15 protein-coding genes are annotated in these 17,443 nt (G+C 58.3%); 13 read left to right on the forward strand and 2 right to left on the reverse strand.

The window, feature by feature from the left end:
* The first annotated feature begins 156 nt into the window (after positions 1-156).
* From GXP70_RS03450 to GXP70_RS03470, 5 genes are all read left to right on the forward strand, one after another.
* The gene (locus GXP70_RS03450) at positions 157-1,869 is read left to right on the forward strand and encodes a sensor histidine kinase (protein ID WP_162355177.1); all 1,713 of its coding nucleotides are present in this window, start codon (positions 157-159) and stop codon (positions 1,867-1,869) included.
* Positions 1,847-3,451 (forward strand): response regulator transcription factor, encoded by a 1,605-nt coding sequence (locus GXP70_RS03455; RefSeq protein WP_162355178.1) that lies wholly within the window; start codon positions 1,847-1,849, stop codon positions 3,449-3,451. The genes GXP70_RS03450 and GXP70_RS03455 overlap by 23 nt, the downstream gene beginning before the upstream one ends.
* Before the next feature lie 124 nt (positions 3,452-3,575).
* Complete coding sequence (locus GXP70_RS03460) at positions 3,576-5,336, forward strand: extracellular solute-binding protein (protein WP_162355179.1); 1,761 nt, start codon at positions 3,576-3,578, stop codon at positions 5,334-5,336.
* Positions 5,337-5,421: 85 nt separating this feature from the next.
* Complete coding sequence (locus tag GXP70_RS03465) at positions 5,422-6,321, forward strand: ABC transporter permease (protein WP_162355180.1); 900 nt, start codon at positions 5,422-5,424, stop codon at positions 6,319-6,321.
* Between the two features lie 17 nt (positions 6,322-6,338).
* Positions 6,339-7,223, forward strand: a complete 885-nt coding sequence (locus GXP70_RS03470; protein ID WP_162355181.1) for a carbohydrate ABC transporter permease — start codon at positions 6,339-6,341, stop codon at positions 7,221-7,223.
* Between the two features lie 507 nt (positions 7,224-7,730).
* Here the strand turns inward: GXP70_RS03470 and GXP70_RS29685 are convergent.
* Complete coding sequence (locus GXP70_RS29685) at positions 7,731-8,258, reverse strand: hypothetical protein (protein WP_225442650.1); 528 nt, start codon at positions 8,256-8,258, stop codon at positions 7,731-7,733.
* Positions 8,259-8,412: 154 nt separating this feature from the next.
* Positions 8,413-9,378 (reverse strand): MraY family glycosyltransferase, encoded by a 966-nt coding sequence (locus tag GXP70_RS03480; RefSeq protein ID WP_192043465.1) that lies wholly within the window; start codon positions 9,376-9,378, stop codon positions 8,413-8,415.
* Between the two features lie 436 nt (positions 9,379-9,814).
* On the opposite strand from GXP70_RS03480, the gene GXP70_RS03485 reads away from it, so the two are divergent.
* The 8 genes from GXP70_RS03485 to GXP70_RS03520 all read left to right on the forward strand — a co-directional run bounded on the left by GXP70_RS03485 (position 9,815) and on the right by GXP70_RS03520 (position 17,435).
* Positions 9,815-11,437 carry an ABC transporter substrate-binding protein gene (locus GXP70_RS03485; RefSeq protein ID WP_162360277.1) on the forward strand — a complete coding sequence of 541 codons (1,623 nt, stop codon included), beginning with the start codon at positions 9,815-9,817 and terminating at the stop codon, positions 11,435-11,437.
* 250 nt (positions 11,438-11,687) lie between these two features.
* Positions 11,688-12,638, forward strand: coding sequence for an ABC transporter permease (locus tag GXP70_RS03490; protein WP_162355182.1), 951 nt, complete (start codon positions 11,688-11,690; stop codon positions 12,636-12,638).
* A 4-nt stretch (positions 12,639-12,642) separates the two neighbouring features.
* Positions 12,643-13,488, forward strand: coding sequence for an ABC transporter permease (locus GXP70_RS03495; RefSeq protein WP_162355183.1), 846 nt, complete (start codon positions 12,643-12,645; stop codon positions 13,486-13,488).
* A 25-nt stretch (positions 13,489-13,513) separates the two neighbouring features.
* Positions 13,514-14,530, forward strand: a complete 1,017-nt coding sequence (locus GXP70_RS03500; RefSeq protein ID WP_162355184.1) for an ABC transporter ATP-binding protein — start codon at positions 13,514-13,516, stop codon at positions 14,528-14,530.
* Complete coding sequence (locus GXP70_RS03505; protein ID WP_162355185.1) at positions 14,527-15,438, forward strand: ABC transporter ATP-binding protein; 912 nt, start codon at positions 14,527-14,529, stop codon at positions 15,436-15,438. Before GXP70_RS03500 ends, GXP70_RS03505 begins: the two co-directional genes overlap by 4 nt.
* Before the next feature lie 66 nt (positions 15,439-15,504).
* Entirely contained in the window at positions 15,505-15,942 is a 438-nt protein-coding gene (locus GXP70_RS03510) for a hypothetical protein (RefSeq protein ID WP_162355186.1), read from the forward strand.
* 282 nt (positions 15,943-16,224) lie between these two features.
* On the forward strand, positions 16,225-16,893 hold the full coding sequence (locus GXP70_RS03515) for a Crp/Fnr family transcriptional regulator (RefSeq protein ID WP_162355187.1): 669 nt from the start codon (positions 16,225-16,227) through the stop codon (positions 16,891-16,893).
* 17 nt (positions 16,894-16,910) lie between these two features.
* Positions 16,911-17,435: a hypothetical protein gene (locus GXP70_RS03520; RefSeq protein ID WP_162355188.1), complete on the forward strand. Its 525-nt coding sequence runs from the start codon at positions 16,911-16,913 to the stop codon at positions 17,433-17,435.
* The last annotated feature ends 8 nt before the right edge of the window (positions 17,436-17,443 follow it).

The raw sequence follows: 17,443 nt of genomic DNA on the forward strand, positions 1-17,443 counted from the left end.
GCAGCTAACTAATAGTTAGTTATGTGCAAAACCATACATTTTGTTCATTAGTTTTGCTATAGTTAGGTAAAGCTATCCAACGCGGGGGTGTCTAGGCTGTTCATCCTGAAACGATTGGCTTCCTTATCGATATTGCCCAAGCTTGTCCTCACCTTTTTGCTTACGCTCACCCCGCTCTACATCATTGGCTGGCGCATGAACGAGATCGGCTCCAGCCGTGTGCAGAAAGAAATTACCGATTCGCTCGTATCCCGATCATCGCTCTATATGAATATGCTGGAGTTCGACCTCGACGGCGTCATCAGGCAGCTGCAGGAATTCGTCAACGACGACGATCTGCTGAAGCTGACGTCCTCTTCGGAAGTCATGTCCGAAATCGAGAAAATGCAATCGCAGCTCAGGCTGAAGAGCCGGCTCGATTTATTGAAGAAGTCCAGTAAATTCGCCGAAGATGCAATCGCTTTCATTCCGGAGATGGATCGCACCGTGTCCGCCAATAACAACATTATCGGCGATTTCGACAAAGCCCAGTTCGAAGCGCTGACGAAATCGACGAACCGGTTCGAGGCGCCGTTCCTCGTCTGGCATGATCGGATTTTCATCAGCCTTCCATACCCCGACCCGGCGGTCGCCGGCAATCAGAAGCCGGTCTTCCTGCTGACGGTGGAAATTTCCCGCAGCAAGCTGGAGGCGGCGCTGCAGGAATTTACGAACGAAGGCGGGCGGACGGCGTTGGTCGGCAACAAGCAGCCCTTCATCATTACGAACGGCGCGACGGCGGTCGACGAAGAGCTCGTGCACGATTTTCAACGGGTAGGCGCATACGGGAAGGAGGAGAAGCTGCAGTCCGTCGATTGGAAAGGCAGTCCGTACCTGCTTGTCTACAACTACTCCGACAAGCTGGATATGAGCCTCCTGATGTACGTGCCCGAAGCGAAAGCCAACGCGTCGCTGCAGGTGTACCGGACCTGGTTCTACGTCCTGTCCGCGGTCTCCGTCGTGCTGGTGCTGCTGTTCTCCTACAGCATCTACCTGATCATCCATATGCCGCTCAAGCGGCTCGTCCGTTCCTTCCGGCGCATCGAGCAGGGACAGTTCAACCTGGAGGTCCATTACCCGCTGCAAGATGAATTCGGCTATTTGTACGGACAGTTCAACGGCATGGTGCGGCGCTTGGACGTGCTGGTGCATGAGGTGTACGAACAGCAATACCGGGCGCGTCTCGCCGAGCTGAGACATTTGCAGTCGCAGATCAACCCGCATTTTCTGTATAACAGCTATTTCATCCTGTACCGGATGGCGAAGCAGCGGGATCACGACAACGTCATTTACTTCACGAAGCATCTCGGCGAGTACTTCCAGTACATTACGCGCGACGGTTCCGACGAGGTGCCGCTTGCCAGCGAAATCCATCATGCCCGCACCTATGCGGAAATCCAGTCCATCCGGTTCTCCGAGCGAATCGAGGTGGCGTTCGAGGAGGTGCCCGAGGGCATCCGGGAATTCCCCGTTCCGCGGCTGATCGTGCAGCCGATTATCGAGAACGCTTACAATCACGGCCTCGAGAACAAACGGCGGGGCGGCTTGATCTCGGTCGGCTTCCGCGCCAGGGAGAGCGCCATCGATATCGTCATCGAAGATAACGGCGACGACATGAACGCGGACAAGCTGCGCATGCTGCAGGCGGGCCTGCTCGACAAAGCCGAGCCCAGCGAGCATACGGGGCTGCTGAACGTGCACCGGCGGATCATTATCCGTTACGGCGGGGGCGGACTGAAGCTGGACCTCGGAACGGAAGGCGGGCTTCGGGTGACGATTACGATTCCGAGAGAGGAAGGGAACGGAGATGCACCGCTTATTGATCGTTGACGACGAACGGTTCACCGTAGACGGGCTTTACGAGATGATCGAGGAAATCGAGGATTTGGAGCTCGACTTGTATCGCGCTTACTCCCCGGAGGAGGCGCTGGAATGGCTGGCCCGGACCAAAATCGACATCGTGCTCAGCGACGTCCGCATGCCCGGCATGACGGGCTTGGAGCTGCAGAAGCGGATCGTGGCGCAGTGGCCGCGGTGCAAAATCATTTTTCTCACCGGCATCCATCAGCTCGAAACCGCGCAGCATGCCATGCGCTCCGGTTCGATCGATTATATTCTCAAGACCGAAGGCGACGAGGCCATCGAGCGCAGCATTCGCAAGGCGGTCGCCGCGCTGGAGGCGGAATCGGCGAGCGAGAGCTTCCTGCTGCAGGCGCGGATGCGCGTGAGCGAGGCGATGCCCCTGCTTCACCGCGACTGGCTGCAGTCGCTGCTGGAGCTGCAGTCGCCTCCGGTCACGGACGAGAAGCTGGCCGAGCTGCAAATTCCGCTGCGCAGCGGGGCGTTCGTCATTCCGCTCATCGGGCGGATCGAATGGCCGGAGACGGAGAGCTGCGGGGAGCGGGCGCTCATGTACGCGGTGCAGAACATCGCGGCCGAATATTACGCGTCGCTCGCCTTTTTCTCGGTCAGCCTGGACATGCGTCATTTCGTATGTCTGGCGCAGCCGTCCAGTGAAGCCGGCGGCGAGGGCTGGCAGCAGGCGCTTAACTTCGTGCAGGGAACGATGGCTTCCGTCCAGCAGACATGCGAGCGGCTGCTGAAGCTGAACGTGTCGCTCGTCTGCTGTACGCAGCAGGTGGACTGGACAGCGCTTCCGGGCGTCTACGAAAGCATGAAGAAGCAGCTCGTGATCGGCCTCGGCGCCCGCAACCGGATGCTGCTGCTGTGGCATCCCGGCGAAGACGGGGAACGGCCGGCGGAGGTGCCGCCGCTGCCGCCGCTGCGGGTGTTGAACGCGAATTTGGAGCGGCTGCTGGAGGAAGGCACCGAGACGGAATTCGAGGAAGCCGTGCGGCAATATACGTCGCTGCCCGCACGCTACGCCGACTTCGCCATCGTCTATTACGGCATCGCCAGCCTGCTGCTCAGCCAGTTGACGCAGGGCCAGAGCGAGCCGGGGGATGAGGATATCGACGCGATCGACGCCCTCATGAACCTGACCGCCCACCAGAGCAGGGAGGCGGCGCTGCAGCACCTGCTGCGCACCGCGTCCGGCATCTATATCAAGCGGAAATCGATGCAGACGGAACGCACCCATCAGCTCATCGCGAAGCTGCACCAGCATATCCGGGCCCATCTGGGCGGCGATCTGTCGCTGACGCGGCTGTCCGAGATCGCGTATTTGAACCCGGCCTATCTCTCCGTGCTGTACAAGCAGCAGACGGGCGTGAACGTGTCGGAATACATCGCGGAGGCCCGGCTGGAGAAGGCGAAGGAGCTGCTCGCGACGACGCCGCTCAAGATCCACGAGATCGCCGAGCAGGTCGGCTTCGAATCGGCGGGCTACTTCAACCGCTTCTTCAAGAAACGGCTGCACGTGACGCCGCAGGAATTCAGAGCCCGGGAATAGCCCGGGCTATATTTTTCTATACAGGAGAGAAGAAATCTAAAGATTGTTCCATAGAGCTTGGTAAGCGCTTCCTTTTATACTGAGGGGGTAAGGAAGATTGCTACAAATAGGGGAGGATTCAAGCATGCGAAAGACTGTAAAGTGGACGGCGGCGACCGCGATGGCATCTTTGCTCATTCTGGCGACGGCTTGCGGTTCGAACAACAGCGATAACGGTAATGCATCCAACACCAAGAGCAATTCGACTTCGGGCACGACAAACACGGCCGACACGACGAATACCGCGAATACGACGGACACGACCGACACCGCGGCCAACGCGCCGGCGGAGGGGGACCCGTACCTCGGCAAATACGATCCGCCGATCACGCTGACGAGCGTGCGGATCATCAACGACACGTTCAAGTTCATGGAAGGCCAGACGATCGACAACAACATGTGGACGAAGGCGCTCGAGGATAAGCTCGGCATCAAAATCAAATATGACTGGGTCGTCAGCGGCGACCAACCCGGAGGCCAAGGCGAGCAGAAGATGAACGTCTCCATCGCGTCGGGCGATCTGCCGGAAGTCATCCCGGTCAACGCGAAGCAGCTGCAGCAGCTGCAGGACGCGGGCGAGCTGGAGGATTTGACGGCGGCGTACGACAAATACGCTTCCCCGTTCCTGAAGGAAATTCTGAATCAGGACGGTCCGTCGGCGCTCGCATCCGCCACGTTCGGCGGCAAGCTGATGGCGATTCCGAACACGGGCTCTTCCATGGACGGCGCGGCGATGATCTGGATCCGCACCGACTGGCTGCAGAAGCTCGGCCTCGAGCCGCCGAAGACGATGGACGACGTCTTGAAAATTTCGGACGCGTTCACGAACCAGGATCCGGACGGCAACGGCAAGAAAGACACGTACGGCATCGCGATGAACAAGGACTTGTACGGCGGCTTCGCCGATATTACCGGCCTCATGAACGGTTTCCATGCCTATCCGAAGCAATGGATCAAGGATGCCGGCGGCAATCTCGTGTACGGCAGCATACAGCCGGAGATGAAGCAGGCGCTCGGCGCGCTGCAGGAGCTGTACAAGAAAGGCCAGATCGACAAGGAATTCGGCGTCAAGGACGGCGGCAAGGAAGCGGAATTGACGTCCTCGGATAAAATCGGCATGGAATTCGGCCAGATGTGGAACCCGCTGTTCCCGCTCGTGGATAACAAGAAGAACAATCCGAACGCCCAATGGCAGTCGTATGCGCTCGTCTCGAACGACGATCAGCCGGTCACGCCGCAGGTCGGCTTCTCGACGGGACAGTATTACGCCGTGAAGAAGGGCGCAGCGCATCCGGAGGCGGTCATCAAAGCGATGAACCTGTTCGTCGAAACCGGCTGGGGCGAGACGACGACGCCGGAGAACTATGCGGCGTACTTCACGAGCGAAGGCTTCGAGAAGTTCAAAATGATGCCGTTCCAAGCATGGCCGGCGCGCAAAAACCTGGACATCTACCTCCATGTGACGGCCGTGATGGACAGCAAGGATACGACGCAGCTGAACGCCGAGGAGAAGGACAATTACAGCAAAATCGCCTCGTTCCTCGACGGCACGAGCAAAGATCCGCTCAACTGGGCGTATGAACGGATTTTCGCGAAGGAAGGCTCGTTCAAGGTCATCGACAACTACGTAAGCAACAACCTGCTGAAGATGACGGAATTCTACGGCGCGCCGACCCCGGCGATGGTCGAGAAGGATTCCACCCTGCAGAAGCGCGAGATCGAGACGTTCACGAAGATCATCATGGGCGACTCGCTCGACAACTTCGACAAATTCGTTACCGAATGGAAGAAGCTCGGCGGCGATCAAATTACGCAGGAAGTCAACGATTGGGCCAAAAACAAGTAACGCACGGACAACGTTCGGCGGCGGGGGAAGCGAACCTTCCCCTGCTTTGCCGTTCGACTGAAGCGGAGCAGGGAGGAACAACGCCATGTCATGGAAAAAAAGGAGCGAGCGGCTCCCGCTGCACCTGATGATTTTGCCGGGGCTCATTCTGATTCTCATCTATTGTTACGGTCCGATGTTCGGGCTGGTCATCGCCTTCGAGAAATTCGTGCCGGCGAAAGGGATCTTCCATTCCAAATGGGCGGGCCTCGATAACTTCCGCTATGTGCTGGATATGCCGGAATCCAAGGAGATCATCTTCAATACCGTCATCATCGCGATCATGAAAATCGTCGTCGGGCTGGTCGCGCCGATCGTGACGGCGCTGCTGCTGAACGAAGTGCGCAAGGAAGCGTTCAAGCGGGGCATTCAGACGGTCATTTATTTGCCCCATTTTCTGTCGTGGATCATTCTCGGCGGCATTCTGATCGATATTCTCTCGCCGACGAACGGCATCGTCAATCAGGTGCTGGGCTGGTTCGGCATTCAGCCGATTTATTTTCTCGGGGATAACCGCTGGTTCAGGTACGTGCTCGTCGTGACGGATACGTGGAAAGAATTCGGGTTCAATACGATCGTCTATTTGGCGGCGCTCACCAGCATCAATCCGACGCTGTACGAGGCGGCGATCATGGATGGCGCGGGACGCTGGAAGCAGACGCTGCATGTGACGCTGCCAGGCATGATGCCGATCATCATCCTGCTGACGACGCTCAGTCTTGGAAACGTATTAAACGCCGGGTTCGACCAGGTGTTTAATTTATATAGCCCGCAGGTGTACGAGACAGGGGACATCATCGACACGTTCGTCTACCGCATCGGTCTGGTCGACGCGCAGTTCGGCGTCGCGACGGCGGTCGGGGTGTTCAAGTCGGTCGTCTCGCTGATCTTCATCTCCGTGTCGTATTATTTGGCGTACCGGCTCGCTAGGTACCGCATTTTCTAGAGGAAGGAGCGATCGGAATGCTGGAGCATTATACATTTAGCCGCAGGCTGTTTCTGGGGTTCAACTATGTCTTCCTGGCCTGCCTCGGGATCATCTGCATCCTGCCGATCATCCACGTGCTGGCGCTGTCCTTCAGCTCGAGCAATGCCGCGCAGGCGGGCTACGTCAAATTATGGCCGGTGCAATTCACGCTGAGCTCGTACGATTTCGTCACGCATAAGGCGGCGTTCTGGAAATCCATCGTCGTGACGCTGAAGCGGGTCGTCGTCGGCGTGCCGGTCAACATGCTGCTGACGGTGCTCGTCGCTTACCCGCTCGCGAAGGAAGTCGCCAAGTTTCCGATGCGCACGTTCTATGCCTGGTTGTTCGTCGTCACCATTCTGTTCGGAGGCGGGCTCATCCCGCTCTACATGACGGTGAAATATACCGGCATCATGGACAGTCTCTGGGCGATGATCCTGCCGGGCGCCGTGCCGGTGTTCAACGTCATCCTGCTGCTGAACTTCTTCCGCGGCTTGCCGAAGGAGCTGGAGGAAGCGGCGTTCATGGACGGCGCCGGCCACTGGACGACCTTGTGGCGGATCTTCCTGCCGCTGTCGCTGCCGGCGCTCGCGACGATCACGCTGTTCGCGACGGTAGGCCACTGGAACTCATGGTTCGACGGCATCATCTACATGAACTCGCCGAACCATTATCCGCTGCAGAGCTATCTGCAGACCGTCGTCATCAACCGCGACTTGACGCTCATGTCCTCCTCGGACATGAAGTCGCTGACGGAAGTCAATGACCGCACCGCCAAGGCGGCGCAAATCTTCCTCGGCGCGCTGCCGATCCTGGTAGTCTATCCGTTCCTGCAGCGCTTCTTTATGAAGGGGATCGTGCTTGGGAGCGTAAAGGAGTAGGTTAGTTAGTCGATATATCCCCGCGCATGAGCGATGCGCGGGGATGTTTGCAATTTGCTCGGGGTAGGGGAAGCGAGCGGGGGATGCGGGTCCTTCGGGGAAACGATGCGGTTGCGAAGTCGCTGAGCGGGAGGACGCCGAGCGGAGGGGATTATGCCGGGCGCGGCGCGGCTGATGAGACGACTCCGCAGCGCAATCCGCTCCTTCCTCTATGTCCGGCACCATGCGCAGCTCCCCGCGCGAGGTGCGACGGTACGTGACGGATATCAACCTCATGCACGCAGCTCTTCCTTGTGCTCGCCTCAATAATGGAGGCTCTAGTAAAAGCGACGGACACACGATCCGTTATTTATTCTAAATCGGCGGTTTTTAACCCCCTTCCGGACTCAGGATACGCTATTGACTCCCAAAGGCACCGAATGCTCGTCTGTCTGCCTCAATAGCTATGATGAACGTATGATGAACGTAAACAAAAAACAGCCCTCCGTATTAGCTACACATCGTAGGTTAAAATGGAATGTAGGTAAACAACCATTTCAGAGCTACAGAGCTAAAGGAGAAGCTGTCACTATGCAGTATAACCAAAATACGTTGGTTTAGATGTGTCCAAAGAAAAAATTTCCGTTGCCTTCGCAGAAGCGGGGCGGGAGGCGTCGCGACTATTACGGGAAGCATTCCCCATAGGCCAGCCGCGCCGTCAAGCGATAACAGACACTGCCGCAGGCACAAGTCCTTGAATCTGCGTACGTCCAAATCGCGGGCATGCGGTCCGTACCCTTGAATCTCGATCCCGCCTTTCGCTCCGGCCGGCATGTAGGCCAAATCCAAGTAACGGTACCCATTGCCGAAATCGCGCACTTCCCACTCCAGGTGCAGGTCGTGGAAATGCCCGACGGCGGGGAACCAGACGCGCCGCAGAAACTCGATCGTTCCATGGCCAAGCCCTTTCTCCAGCCGCTCAAGTCTAAGGGGATTGTGTTCGCGCGCAATTTCACCTTCCATCCATGTCTCCAATTGTTCATCGAATCGTCCCAATCGTTATCCTCCTCCCGCGCAAAAAACAAAACGCCGCCCCAGGCAGTGCTCCCGGTAACGTACCGGGGCATTGCCTGAAAGCGGCGTGTTCTTCACGACCTAGATAACAATAGTATAGTGCGTGCCGAGACAGCTTCAACAAGCACTCCGCACCTCAAACCTGCAGCAGCAGCAATATGATCGACGACAAGCTCAGGCATCCGCTGATCAAGCACAGGAACGCCACGGCCTGCTTCGGACTGAGGCCCGCGCGCAGCAGGCGGTAATGCGCCTGGCTGGCATCGGCTTGATAGATCGGCTTGCCCCCGCGCAGACGCTTCGCGACGACGAACAGATTGTCGAAGATCGGCACGCCGAGCGCCAGAATCGGGATGAAGAGCGACAGCACCGTCGCCTGCTTGAACGCCCCGTCGAGCGCGATGACCGCGAGGATGAACCCGAGGAACGTCGCCCCCGCATCGCCCATGAACACCTGTGCCGGCGGTTTGTTGTACCGCAGGTACGCGACCGTGACCCCTGCCAGCGTGATGGCCATCATCGCGGACTCGGATTGGCCTTTGGCTAAGGCGACCACGAACAGCGTAACGGCGGAAATCGCCGACAGTCCTCCTGCAAGCCCGTCCATGCCGTCGGAGAAGTTGATGACCGTGGTCACGCCGAAGATCCACAGAATCGTCAGCACGAACTGCAGCCATTCCGGCAGATTCACGAATCCCCCGCTGATCGGATTATAGAAGCCGCTGAACGTGATGCCCGCGGCATAGACGACGACCGCGGCGGAGATTTGCACCAGGAACTTCGGCAGCGCCGGGAAGTCCTTCCCGCGCGTCTTGTACCAGTCGTCGACCGTCCCGATCGCGAGCAGCAGTAGCGACCCCAGGATTATGGCCCCCGTCTGCAGCGTGAACCCGCGAACCGCGAACAGATACGTGACGATGAAACCGGCGAAAATCGCATAGCTGGCCGTCAGCGGAATCGGCTTGCGATGGATTTTGCGTTCGACGTCCTGCTGGGGCTTGTCCACGAAATCCAGGCGGAAAGCGAGCTTGCCGAGCGGCGGGATGGCGAGATACACGATCAGGAAAGACACGATGAATGCGATGGCGTACGAAATGATCATCAGCTCCAATATCGTTATTGTGGACGGCTGCCGCCGATCGACCGGGATGTGCCGAAGCAACCGCGCATTGTCTGCCCATATTGACGCTGGGGCTTGCCTATAGGTTGCGGAGTTTGAGTAATTTTATGCCAAAATATGCTAGGCCCTGCGGATAGAACGGCCGATTCGACGGCAAGCGATGCGGGCGAAGAGAGGCACAACCGTCTGCCGCCTACGGTAAATGCACGCATCTTCGACAAAAACATTCAAATTTCGACTATTTGATGAACATCCTGATAAATGGCTGCCATTTGTGGGATAATACCATTCAAACCATGTTTAAATCTGGTACACTGGCAAATGGAATTAGTTAGATGATTGCAATTCCGAGTATTCCAGTATACAATACTGGGAGAATATCGATCATAGATAGACGAGAGGAAGAGACATCATGCGTATGCGCAAAAGTTATTTTGGGGCAGTCGTGTTACTATCGTTTAGTTTGCTTCTCAGTGCTTGCGGGGGGAACAACGGCAACAATACCGGCAATGCGCCGTCGGGCAACGCGCCGGCGAACAACGGACAACCCGCTGCGAGCGATCAGCCGAAAGACGGCGGCAACCTGATTATCGCGGTACAAGCCGATCCTGTCGTGCTTAACCCGAATTACGCAGGCGACCGCGTCAGCCTGACGATCGACCAGGCGCTGTATGCGCCGCTGTTCCAAGTCGACAACGGCAAGAAAACCTTTTATCTGGCGGACAGCCTGGATCTCTCCGCGGATAAATTAACGTATACGCTGAAACTGAAGAGCGGCCTGACTTGGCATGACGGCGAGAAGCTGACGGCCGACGACGTCGTGTTCACCATCGACAAGATCCTCGACGAGAAGCAGAACAGCTTCCTGCGCGGGAACTTCATTATCGGCGGCAAGCCGATTCAAGCGGTGAAGGTGGACGACCTGACGGTCGAATTCAAGCTTCCGCAAGTGGCGCCGGCATTCGAAGCGACGCTCGTGCAAGTGTCCCCGATTCCGAAGCATATCTTCGAGAACGAAACGGATATCGAGAAGAGCACGAAGAACGCCGCTCCGGTCGGTTCCGGCCCGTTCAAGTTCAAGGAATATAAAACCGGCGAGTACGTAACGCTGGATCGCTTCGATAACTATTTCGGCGGCAAGCCGCATCTGGATTCCATCACGTACCGCATCGCGAAAGATACGAACGCGGCAAACCTGGCGCTCCAGAACGGCGAGATCAACGTGAAGTACCTGGATCCGCAGGACGTAGCGACGATTCAAGCGACGAACAATTTCGATATCCAGCCTTACAGCGAGGGCCGCTTGTCGTACCTCATGTTCAACGAGAACAGCGAAACGGGCGTACTGAAGAATAAGGAAGTCCGCCAAGCGTTGTCGTATGCGCTGAACCGCGACGAGCTGATCTCGACGGCGTATATGTCCGGCGATTTCGCGGATCCGGCCAAATCGATTCTGGCTTCCGACAACATTTACTTCACGAACGACGTAGCCAGCTTCGACAACGATACGGCGAAAGCGAAAGAAATGCTGCAAGCGGCGGGCGTCAGCAACCTGAAGCTCCGTTTCATTACATCGAGCGGCAATAAATCGCAGGAAGCGATTGCCCTGTATGTCCAGCAGAAGCTGAAAGAAGTCGGCGTCGACGTGCAAATCAACGCGATGGACGCTTCCGCGTACAGCGTGAAATTCTCGGATACCAAAGCCAAAGACTTCGAATTGGCGGCAGGCGGCTACATCATGGGCTACGACCCTGACGCGTACAGCATTCTCTATACAACGAACGGCGACGCGAACTACTTCCACTACTCCAACAAAGAAGTGGACAACCTGTTCCAGCAAGGCGCATCCGAGGGCGATGACGCCAAGCGCGGCGAGATTTACAAGAAGCTGCAGGAGCTCGCGGCCGAGGACGCGCCGGTCTACCCGATCGCGTACACGAAGACGATCGTGGCCATCGACAAGAAATTCGGCGGCCTGGATCAAGCGATCCTGAAGCCGGTCGTTATTTTCGAAGATCCGTCCAAGATCTATTTGAAATAAGCGGGGCGGGAGGAGACGGCCGAAGGCGCCTATGAACGGCACGGCGCGTGTCTTCTCCCAGCCTTTTGCCATGCGAGAAAATAAGCTGGTGCTACCGGCTTATTTTTTTGCCGTATCTACCGGCCTTGCGTTCGGCCGCTCGGCGCGTCCGCAGCCGGCCGGCGTCACAAATGCAGGAAGAACGCGCTTCTTCGCACACCGCGGAGCACGGCGCTGCTTTCCGCCCATTGCAGCTAGAGGAGCGGCTACTATGAGACGATTGATTGTTCGAAGACTGTTGCAAACGATACCGATGCTGTTCTTTGTCTCGCTTGTCTGCTTCGCACTCGTGAAGGCGGCTCCCGGGGACCCGGTGCTGTCCTTCGTCACGCCGAACATGCACCAGGCGGACATCGAGCGCATCCGCCATAATCTCGGGCTGGACAAGCCGGCTTACGTGCAATACGGCATCTGGCTGAAAGAAAGCCTGACCGGCAACATGGGCTATTCGCTCGTGAATCATGCGCCGGTGCTGAACCAGATCCTGGACCGGCTGCCGGCGACCGCGGGACTGATGGGCTCGGCGCTTATCCTCGCGGTGCTGCTGGCCATTCCGCTCGGCTTGCTCGCGGGCTCCAACCGCAGGAAGTGGATCGATAAGCTCGTCAATATGCTCGCTTATTTCGGCATCTCGATTCCGCTGTTCTGGCTGGGCATGCTCTTCATTTATTTCTTCTCCATCAAGATGCACTGGCTGCCGAGCATGGGCATGCACACGATCGGCAAGGAAGGCGCGCTCGACGTCATCAAGCACGGCATCATGCCTTGCTCGGTGCTTGCGATCAGCTTCCTGTCCGCTTACGTGCGGTACATCCGATCCGGCACGATCAGCCAGTTGAAGGAAGATTACGTGCAAATTCAGTATGCCTTCGGTTCGAACAAGCGGACGATTCTGTTCCGCCACGTGACGAAGCATGTGCTGCTGCCGGTCATCACGCTGCTCGGGATGTCGATGGGCGAACTGGTGACGGGCGCGATCGTGACGGAGACCGTCTTCTCCTGGCCGGGCATCGGCACGCTCGGGATGACGGCGGTGAAGGGGATGGATTATCCCGTCATTCTCGGGATAACGCTGTTCTCTTCCGTCATGCTGATTCTGGGCAATCTGCTTGCGGACATTTTGTACGGCTTTGCCGATCCGCGAATCAAAACAACGAGGTGAGCACATGAATCGGAGCAAATGGCGCAATGTCGGCAGAGAGCTGCTGGCGAACAAGCTGGGGATCGCGGCGATCGTGCTGCTCGTCGCGTTCGCGCTCGCGGCGGCTTTCGCGTTCCTGTCTTCCCATGACCCGAACCAGATGAACGTGATGGAGAAGCTGAAGCCGCCGAGCGCGGCGCATTGGTTCGGGACGGACGATTACGGAAGGGATTATTTCGCGCGCGCCTTGTACGGCGGCCGGGTTTCGTTGACGGTCGGCTTCCTCGCCATGGTGCTCTCGACGGGCATCGGCGTCGCGATCGGCGTGATCAGCGGCTATTTCGGCGGCTGGCTGGATGCCGTGCTTATGCGTTTCCTGGAAATCATCATGTCTATTCCGTCGTTCTTGATCCTGCTGCTGCTCAGCATCTATCTGAAGCCGAACATCGGCAGCTTGATTATCATCATTGCGCTCTTGATGTGGATGAATATCGCGCGGATCGTCCGCGCGGAGACGATGGCGCTCAAGGAGCGCGAGTATGTGCTGTACGCCAAAGCATCGGGGGAGGGCGCGTTCGGCATCATCGGCCGGCATATTCTGCCGAACCTGGTCTCCGTCATTATCGTCAGCGCTACGAACAACGTCGCTTCGGCGATCATGATGGAGTCGTCGCTCAGCTTCCTCGGCTTCGGCGTCCAGCTGCCGAACGCCACCTGGGGCAGCATGCTGAACGGCGCGCAGGGACTGATTGCTACGGCGCCATACTTGGCGATCCTGCCGGGCTTGTTGATTTTCTTGACGGTGCTCAGCTTCAACGTGCTGGGCGATATATTGCGGGTCGGCTTCGAGCCGAAGCTGGGCAAACGATAAACCGCGGCTACGAGGAGTGAGGACGATGACAGAACAGCTGCTGACGGTTGATAATTTGAAAGTCTCTTTCCATACGCTGGCCGGCGAGAACCAGGCGGTGCGGGGCGTCAGCTTCCGCGTGAACGCCGGGGACACGCTCGGCATCGTCGGCGAATCGGGCAGCGGCAAGAGCGTCACGGCGAAGGCGATCATGGATTTGATCGCCGCGCCCGGCGAGGTGCTGAGCGGCGATATCCGCTTTCGCGGCGAGAGCCTGCGCGGGCTGCCGGAGAAGAAGTGGCGCCGGATTCGCGGCAACCGGATCGCGATGGTGTTCCAGGATCCGATGACGTCGCTCAATCCGGTCAAGAAGATCGGGTTTCAGATCGCGGAAGTGATCCGCAGGCATCGCGGCTTGAGCAAGGAGGCGGCGATGCGCGAAGCGGTCGAGATGCTGCGCAAGGTCGGCATCACCGAGCCGGAGCGGCGCGTGAACCAGTATCCGCACGAGTTCAGCGGCGGCATGCGCCAGCGCGTCATGATCGCGATGGCGCTCTCGTGCAGCCCGGAGCTGCTGATCGCGGACGAGCCGACGACGGCGCTCGACGTGACGATTCAGGCGCAGCTGCTTGATCTGCTCCAGAAGCTGAAGGAGGAGTCCGACACGGCGATCGTGCTCATTACGCACGACCTCGGCGTCGTGGCCAAAGTATGCACGCGCGTCGTCGTCATGTACGGCGGCATGGTGATGGAAGAAGGCACGGTCGAGGATATTTTCTACCGGACGGGGCATCCGTACACGCAGGGCCTGCTCCAGTCGCTGCCGAAGCATGGCGGCGCAAGCAAGGACAGGCTCGTGCCGATCGAAGGCTCGCCGCCGGATCTGATCGATCCGCCGTCCGGCTGCCCGTTCATGGCGCGCTGCCCGCACGCGTTCGGGAAATGCGCGGCGCTGCCGCCCATGTTCGAGCTCGGCGACGGTCACCGCTCGCTGTGCTGGCTGCTTGACGGCGGCAAGGAGACGCTGGAACAGGCGCTTGCGGAAGGAGGCGCGGACCGATGAGCAAGAACGATATTCTGGTCGACGTGCGCGGGTTGAAGAAGCATTTCACGAAGGGCACGGATGTATGGGGGCGCGCGAAGGACGTGCTGAAGGCGGTCGACGGCGTCAGCTTCCAGATTCGCCGGGGCGAGACGTTCGGCCTCGTCGGCGAGTCGGGCAGCGGCAAGTCGACCGTCGGGCGCTGCCTGATCCGGCTCTATGATTATACGGCGGGCGAAGTGCTGTTCGACGGGCAGGATCTGTCCAAGCTCGGGGACAAGCAGCTGAAGCCGTACCGCAGACGCATTCAGACGATTTTCCAGGACCCGTATTCCTCGCTCAATCCCGGCATGACCGTGCTTGACCTCATCGGCGAGCCGATGAACGTTCACGGCGTGTACAAGGGCGACGCGGAACGGAAGGAGACGGTCGGCGCGCTGTTGGAGAAGGTCGGGCTGAAGCGGGAGCATATGTACCGGTATCCGCATGAATTCAGCGGCGGCCAGCGGCAGCGGATCTCCATCGCGCGCGCGCTGTCCGTGCGGCCGGAATTCGTCGTCTGCGACGAGCCGATCTCGGCGCTCGACGTCTCCGTGCAGGCCCAGGTCATCAACATGCTGGAGGACTTGCAGGCCGAATTCGGACTGACGTACTTGTTCATCGCGCATGATCTGTCGATGGTGCGCCATATTTCCGACCGGATCGGCGTCATGTACGGCGGCCGGCTCGTGGAGGTGGCGGACAGCGACGAGCTGTACGAGAATCCGCTGCATCCGTATACGAAGGCGCTGCTGTCCTCGATTCCGATTCCGGATCCGAAGACGGCGCGCGCGAGCAGTCCGCTCGTGTACGACCCGCGCTCCGCCGCGGCCGCGGCGGATGACGAGCTGCGGGAAGTCAGCCCGGGCCATTATGTAGCCGGCCATTAGACGTCTCGGCAATTGGAATGCTTCAGCAATCAGGACACTCGGCAATCAGAACGGGAGGAAACGAGCATGGAGAATCAAGTCAAGCTGTCCCAATGGGATGCGCTCTTACTGGAAGGCCTGCGCCGGTTGGGCTGGTCCGACGACGAGGTGCTGCGCCGCGTGAAGGAGCGCGATCGCCTGCCGGCCGACGACAGCATCTATCAATTCGATTATGCGCAGCTGGCGGACTTCGCCGCCGCCAATCCGGAGACATTCGAATCGGCGGTGAAGCACGGCTACGCGATCAAATACAACACCGTGCGCGGCATTCGCTCCTGGATCAACGTGGCGTACGCGCAGGAGCCCGAGCTCGTGCTGGACGAAGGCAGCGAGTCGGTCATCGCCAAGCTGACGCCGGCCGAACACGAGCGGCTGCTGTCCGTGCTCTCGTTCGGCTGGAACGTCCGCGAAGAGCGGCCCGGACAAGCGGGCGTATACCGGATCGAGCCGATCCAGCGTTTCTAGCGGCATTGGCGAAGCTGCAGGCGGTTCTCGCTGACCGGACCGCAGTCCGGGAACTAGGTCTTTCGTTGCGTTAAGCATAGTCATCTCGACAGAGACGACTATGCTTTTTTTGATTTCAAGAGGTATAAGGAAGCCTATCGGACTGATCGCAGGCCTGTTATTTTAGACAAATGTATCATTTGGTACAGACTGGGTAGGCAAAATTTGCTACTATTCGAGGAGGAAAGTCATAGATTTGCCGAATTGCGACAGCGATCATCCGGGAAAGGGGCTTACGTAGACTTGAGGTTGGTAGACTCGGTGGCATTGTTCGAAGACATGGATGAGCAGGACAAGCTGCGCCTTGAGCCGCAGCTGCGCAGGACGGTCGTTGCCGAAGGACAGTCCGTGTTCAAGATGGGCGATGCGGCCAAGCATCTGTATATTATTCGCAAAGGAAAGGTATGCGCCAGCCTGGACATGATTCTCTTCGTCGCCCGCCACGGCGAAACGTTCGGGGAAGAGGGACTGTTCGATCCGTTAGAGGTGTACGGGTTCTCGGTCAAGGCGCTGGAGCGAACGGAGCTCGTCATGCTCCCCATCGCGGCATGCTTGGGGTTGTTCAAGGCCAACCGGAATGCCGCCATTCTGTTCAAGCTGCTGAAAGTGGCGAACGCGCGGCTGAATCGCTCCTTCGTGCGGGTCCTCGATACGGCTTCGCTATCGATCATTTCGGTCGCGCGGCTGCTGTACGACTATGTGGAAACAGGGGAATACGACATGACGCCGGAAGGCATGCGGATTAACGAGAAGCTGACGGAGCCGTTCATTATCGATCGCTGCGGCTATGCCCGTTCCACGATCGTCCGCGCCCTGAGCAATCTGACCGAGAACGGCATCATCAGGAAGCACCGCAGCCGGATTACGATTTTGAACGCGGACAAGCTGCGGCAGATTTTTTTGAAGTATTGAGAAGGAGGGAGAACGCGATGAAGAGATTGAAGGAACTGGGCTCCGGCGCATGGGAGATCATGCTCAAATATTCGCTTCGCGCGGTGATCGCGCTGCTATTGCTTTATTTGGTCTACATGTTCTACGGACTGTACTGGGCGTATTCGGACGAGGCCGATCGCGTGACCGGACTGGTCGACAGCAATCAGATCACGCTGCAGACGGCGGATTATATGATGAGCATATTCGCGCACAAGGTCTACATCGAGGGGGCCGGCATCATCGCGCTGGTGCTGTTTCTGAGCGCGGTCTTGATTATGGTGCATATCAGCCTCGTGAAGAACGAGGTGTACAAAATGGATCTTCGGCTGTGGGATATTAGCCGGACGGTCAGGGAGATGCACTATACCCGGATGAGCCAGTCGCTGCGGTATCGGCTGGACAGCCTGGAGTCCGATGCTTCCGAGGGTGAGGAGCCGGCGGATTTTCTGGAAGACGATGAAGACAAGGAAGACGAAGCAGAAGAGAATGGCGCGCGCCATACCATACATACAAAGGAGTAGTGGAGGAG

It is taken from the genome of Paenibacillus lycopersici (genome assembly GCF_010119935.1).
Taxonomy (GTDB): domain Bacteria; phylum Bacillota; class Bacilli; order Paenibacillales; family Paenibacillaceae; genus Paenibacillus_Z; species Paenibacillus_Z lycopersici.

What these genes read in the sequence shown, in the direction of transcription:
- GXP70_RS03470 (WP_162355181.1), top strand. Translation starts at nt 6,339, where the DNA reads ATGCTGGAGCATTATACATTTAGCCGCAGGCTGTTTCTGGGGTTCAAC.
- GXP70_RS03465 (WP_162355180.1), top strand. Translation starts at nt 5,422, where the DNA reads ATGTCATGGAAAAAAAGGAGCGAGCGGCTCCCGCTGCACCTGATGATT.
- GXP70_RS03455 (WP_162355178.1), top strand. Translation starts at nt 1,847, where the DNA reads ATGCACCGCTTATTGATCGTTGACGACGAACGGTTCACCGTAGACGGG.
- GXP70_RS03460 (WP_162355179.1), top strand. Translation starts at nt 3,576, where the DNA reads ATGCGAAAGACTGTAAAGTGGACGGCGGCGACCGCGATGGCATCTTTG.
- GXP70_RS03490 (WP_162355182.1), top strand. Translation starts at nt 11,688, where the DNA reads ATGAGACGATTGATTGTTCGAAGACTGTTGCAAACGATACCGATGCTG.
- GXP70_RS03520 (WP_162355188.1), top strand. Translation starts at nt 16,911, where the DNA reads ATGAAGAGATTGAAGGAACTGGGCTCCGGCGCATGGGAGATCATGCTC.
- GXP70_RS03495 (WP_162355183.1), top strand. Translation starts at nt 12,643, where the DNA reads ATGAATCGGAGCAAATGGCGCAATGTCGGCAGAGAGCTGCTGGCGAAC.
- GXP70_RS03500 (WP_162355184.1), top strand. Translation starts at nt 13,514, where the DNA reads ATGACAGAACAGCTGCTGACGGTTGATAATTTGAAAGTCTCTTTCCAT.
- GXP70_RS03480 (WP_192043465.1), bottom strand. Translation starts at nt 9,378, where the DNA reads ATGATCATTTCGTACGCCATCGCATTCATCGTGTCTTTCCTGATCGTG.
- GXP70_RS03510 (WP_162355186.1), top strand. Translation starts at nt 15,505, where the DNA reads ATGGAGAATCAAGTCAAGCTGTCCCAATGGGATGCGCTCTTACTGGAA.
- GXP70_RS03505 (WP_162355185.1), top strand. Translation starts at nt 14,527, where the DNA reads ATGAGCAAGAACGATATTCTGGTCGACGTGCGCGGGTTGAAGAAGCAT.
- GXP70_RS03485 (WP_162360277.1), top strand. Translation starts at nt 9,815, where the DNA reads ATGCGCAAAAGTTATTTTGGGGCAGTCGTGTTACTATCGTTTAGTTTG.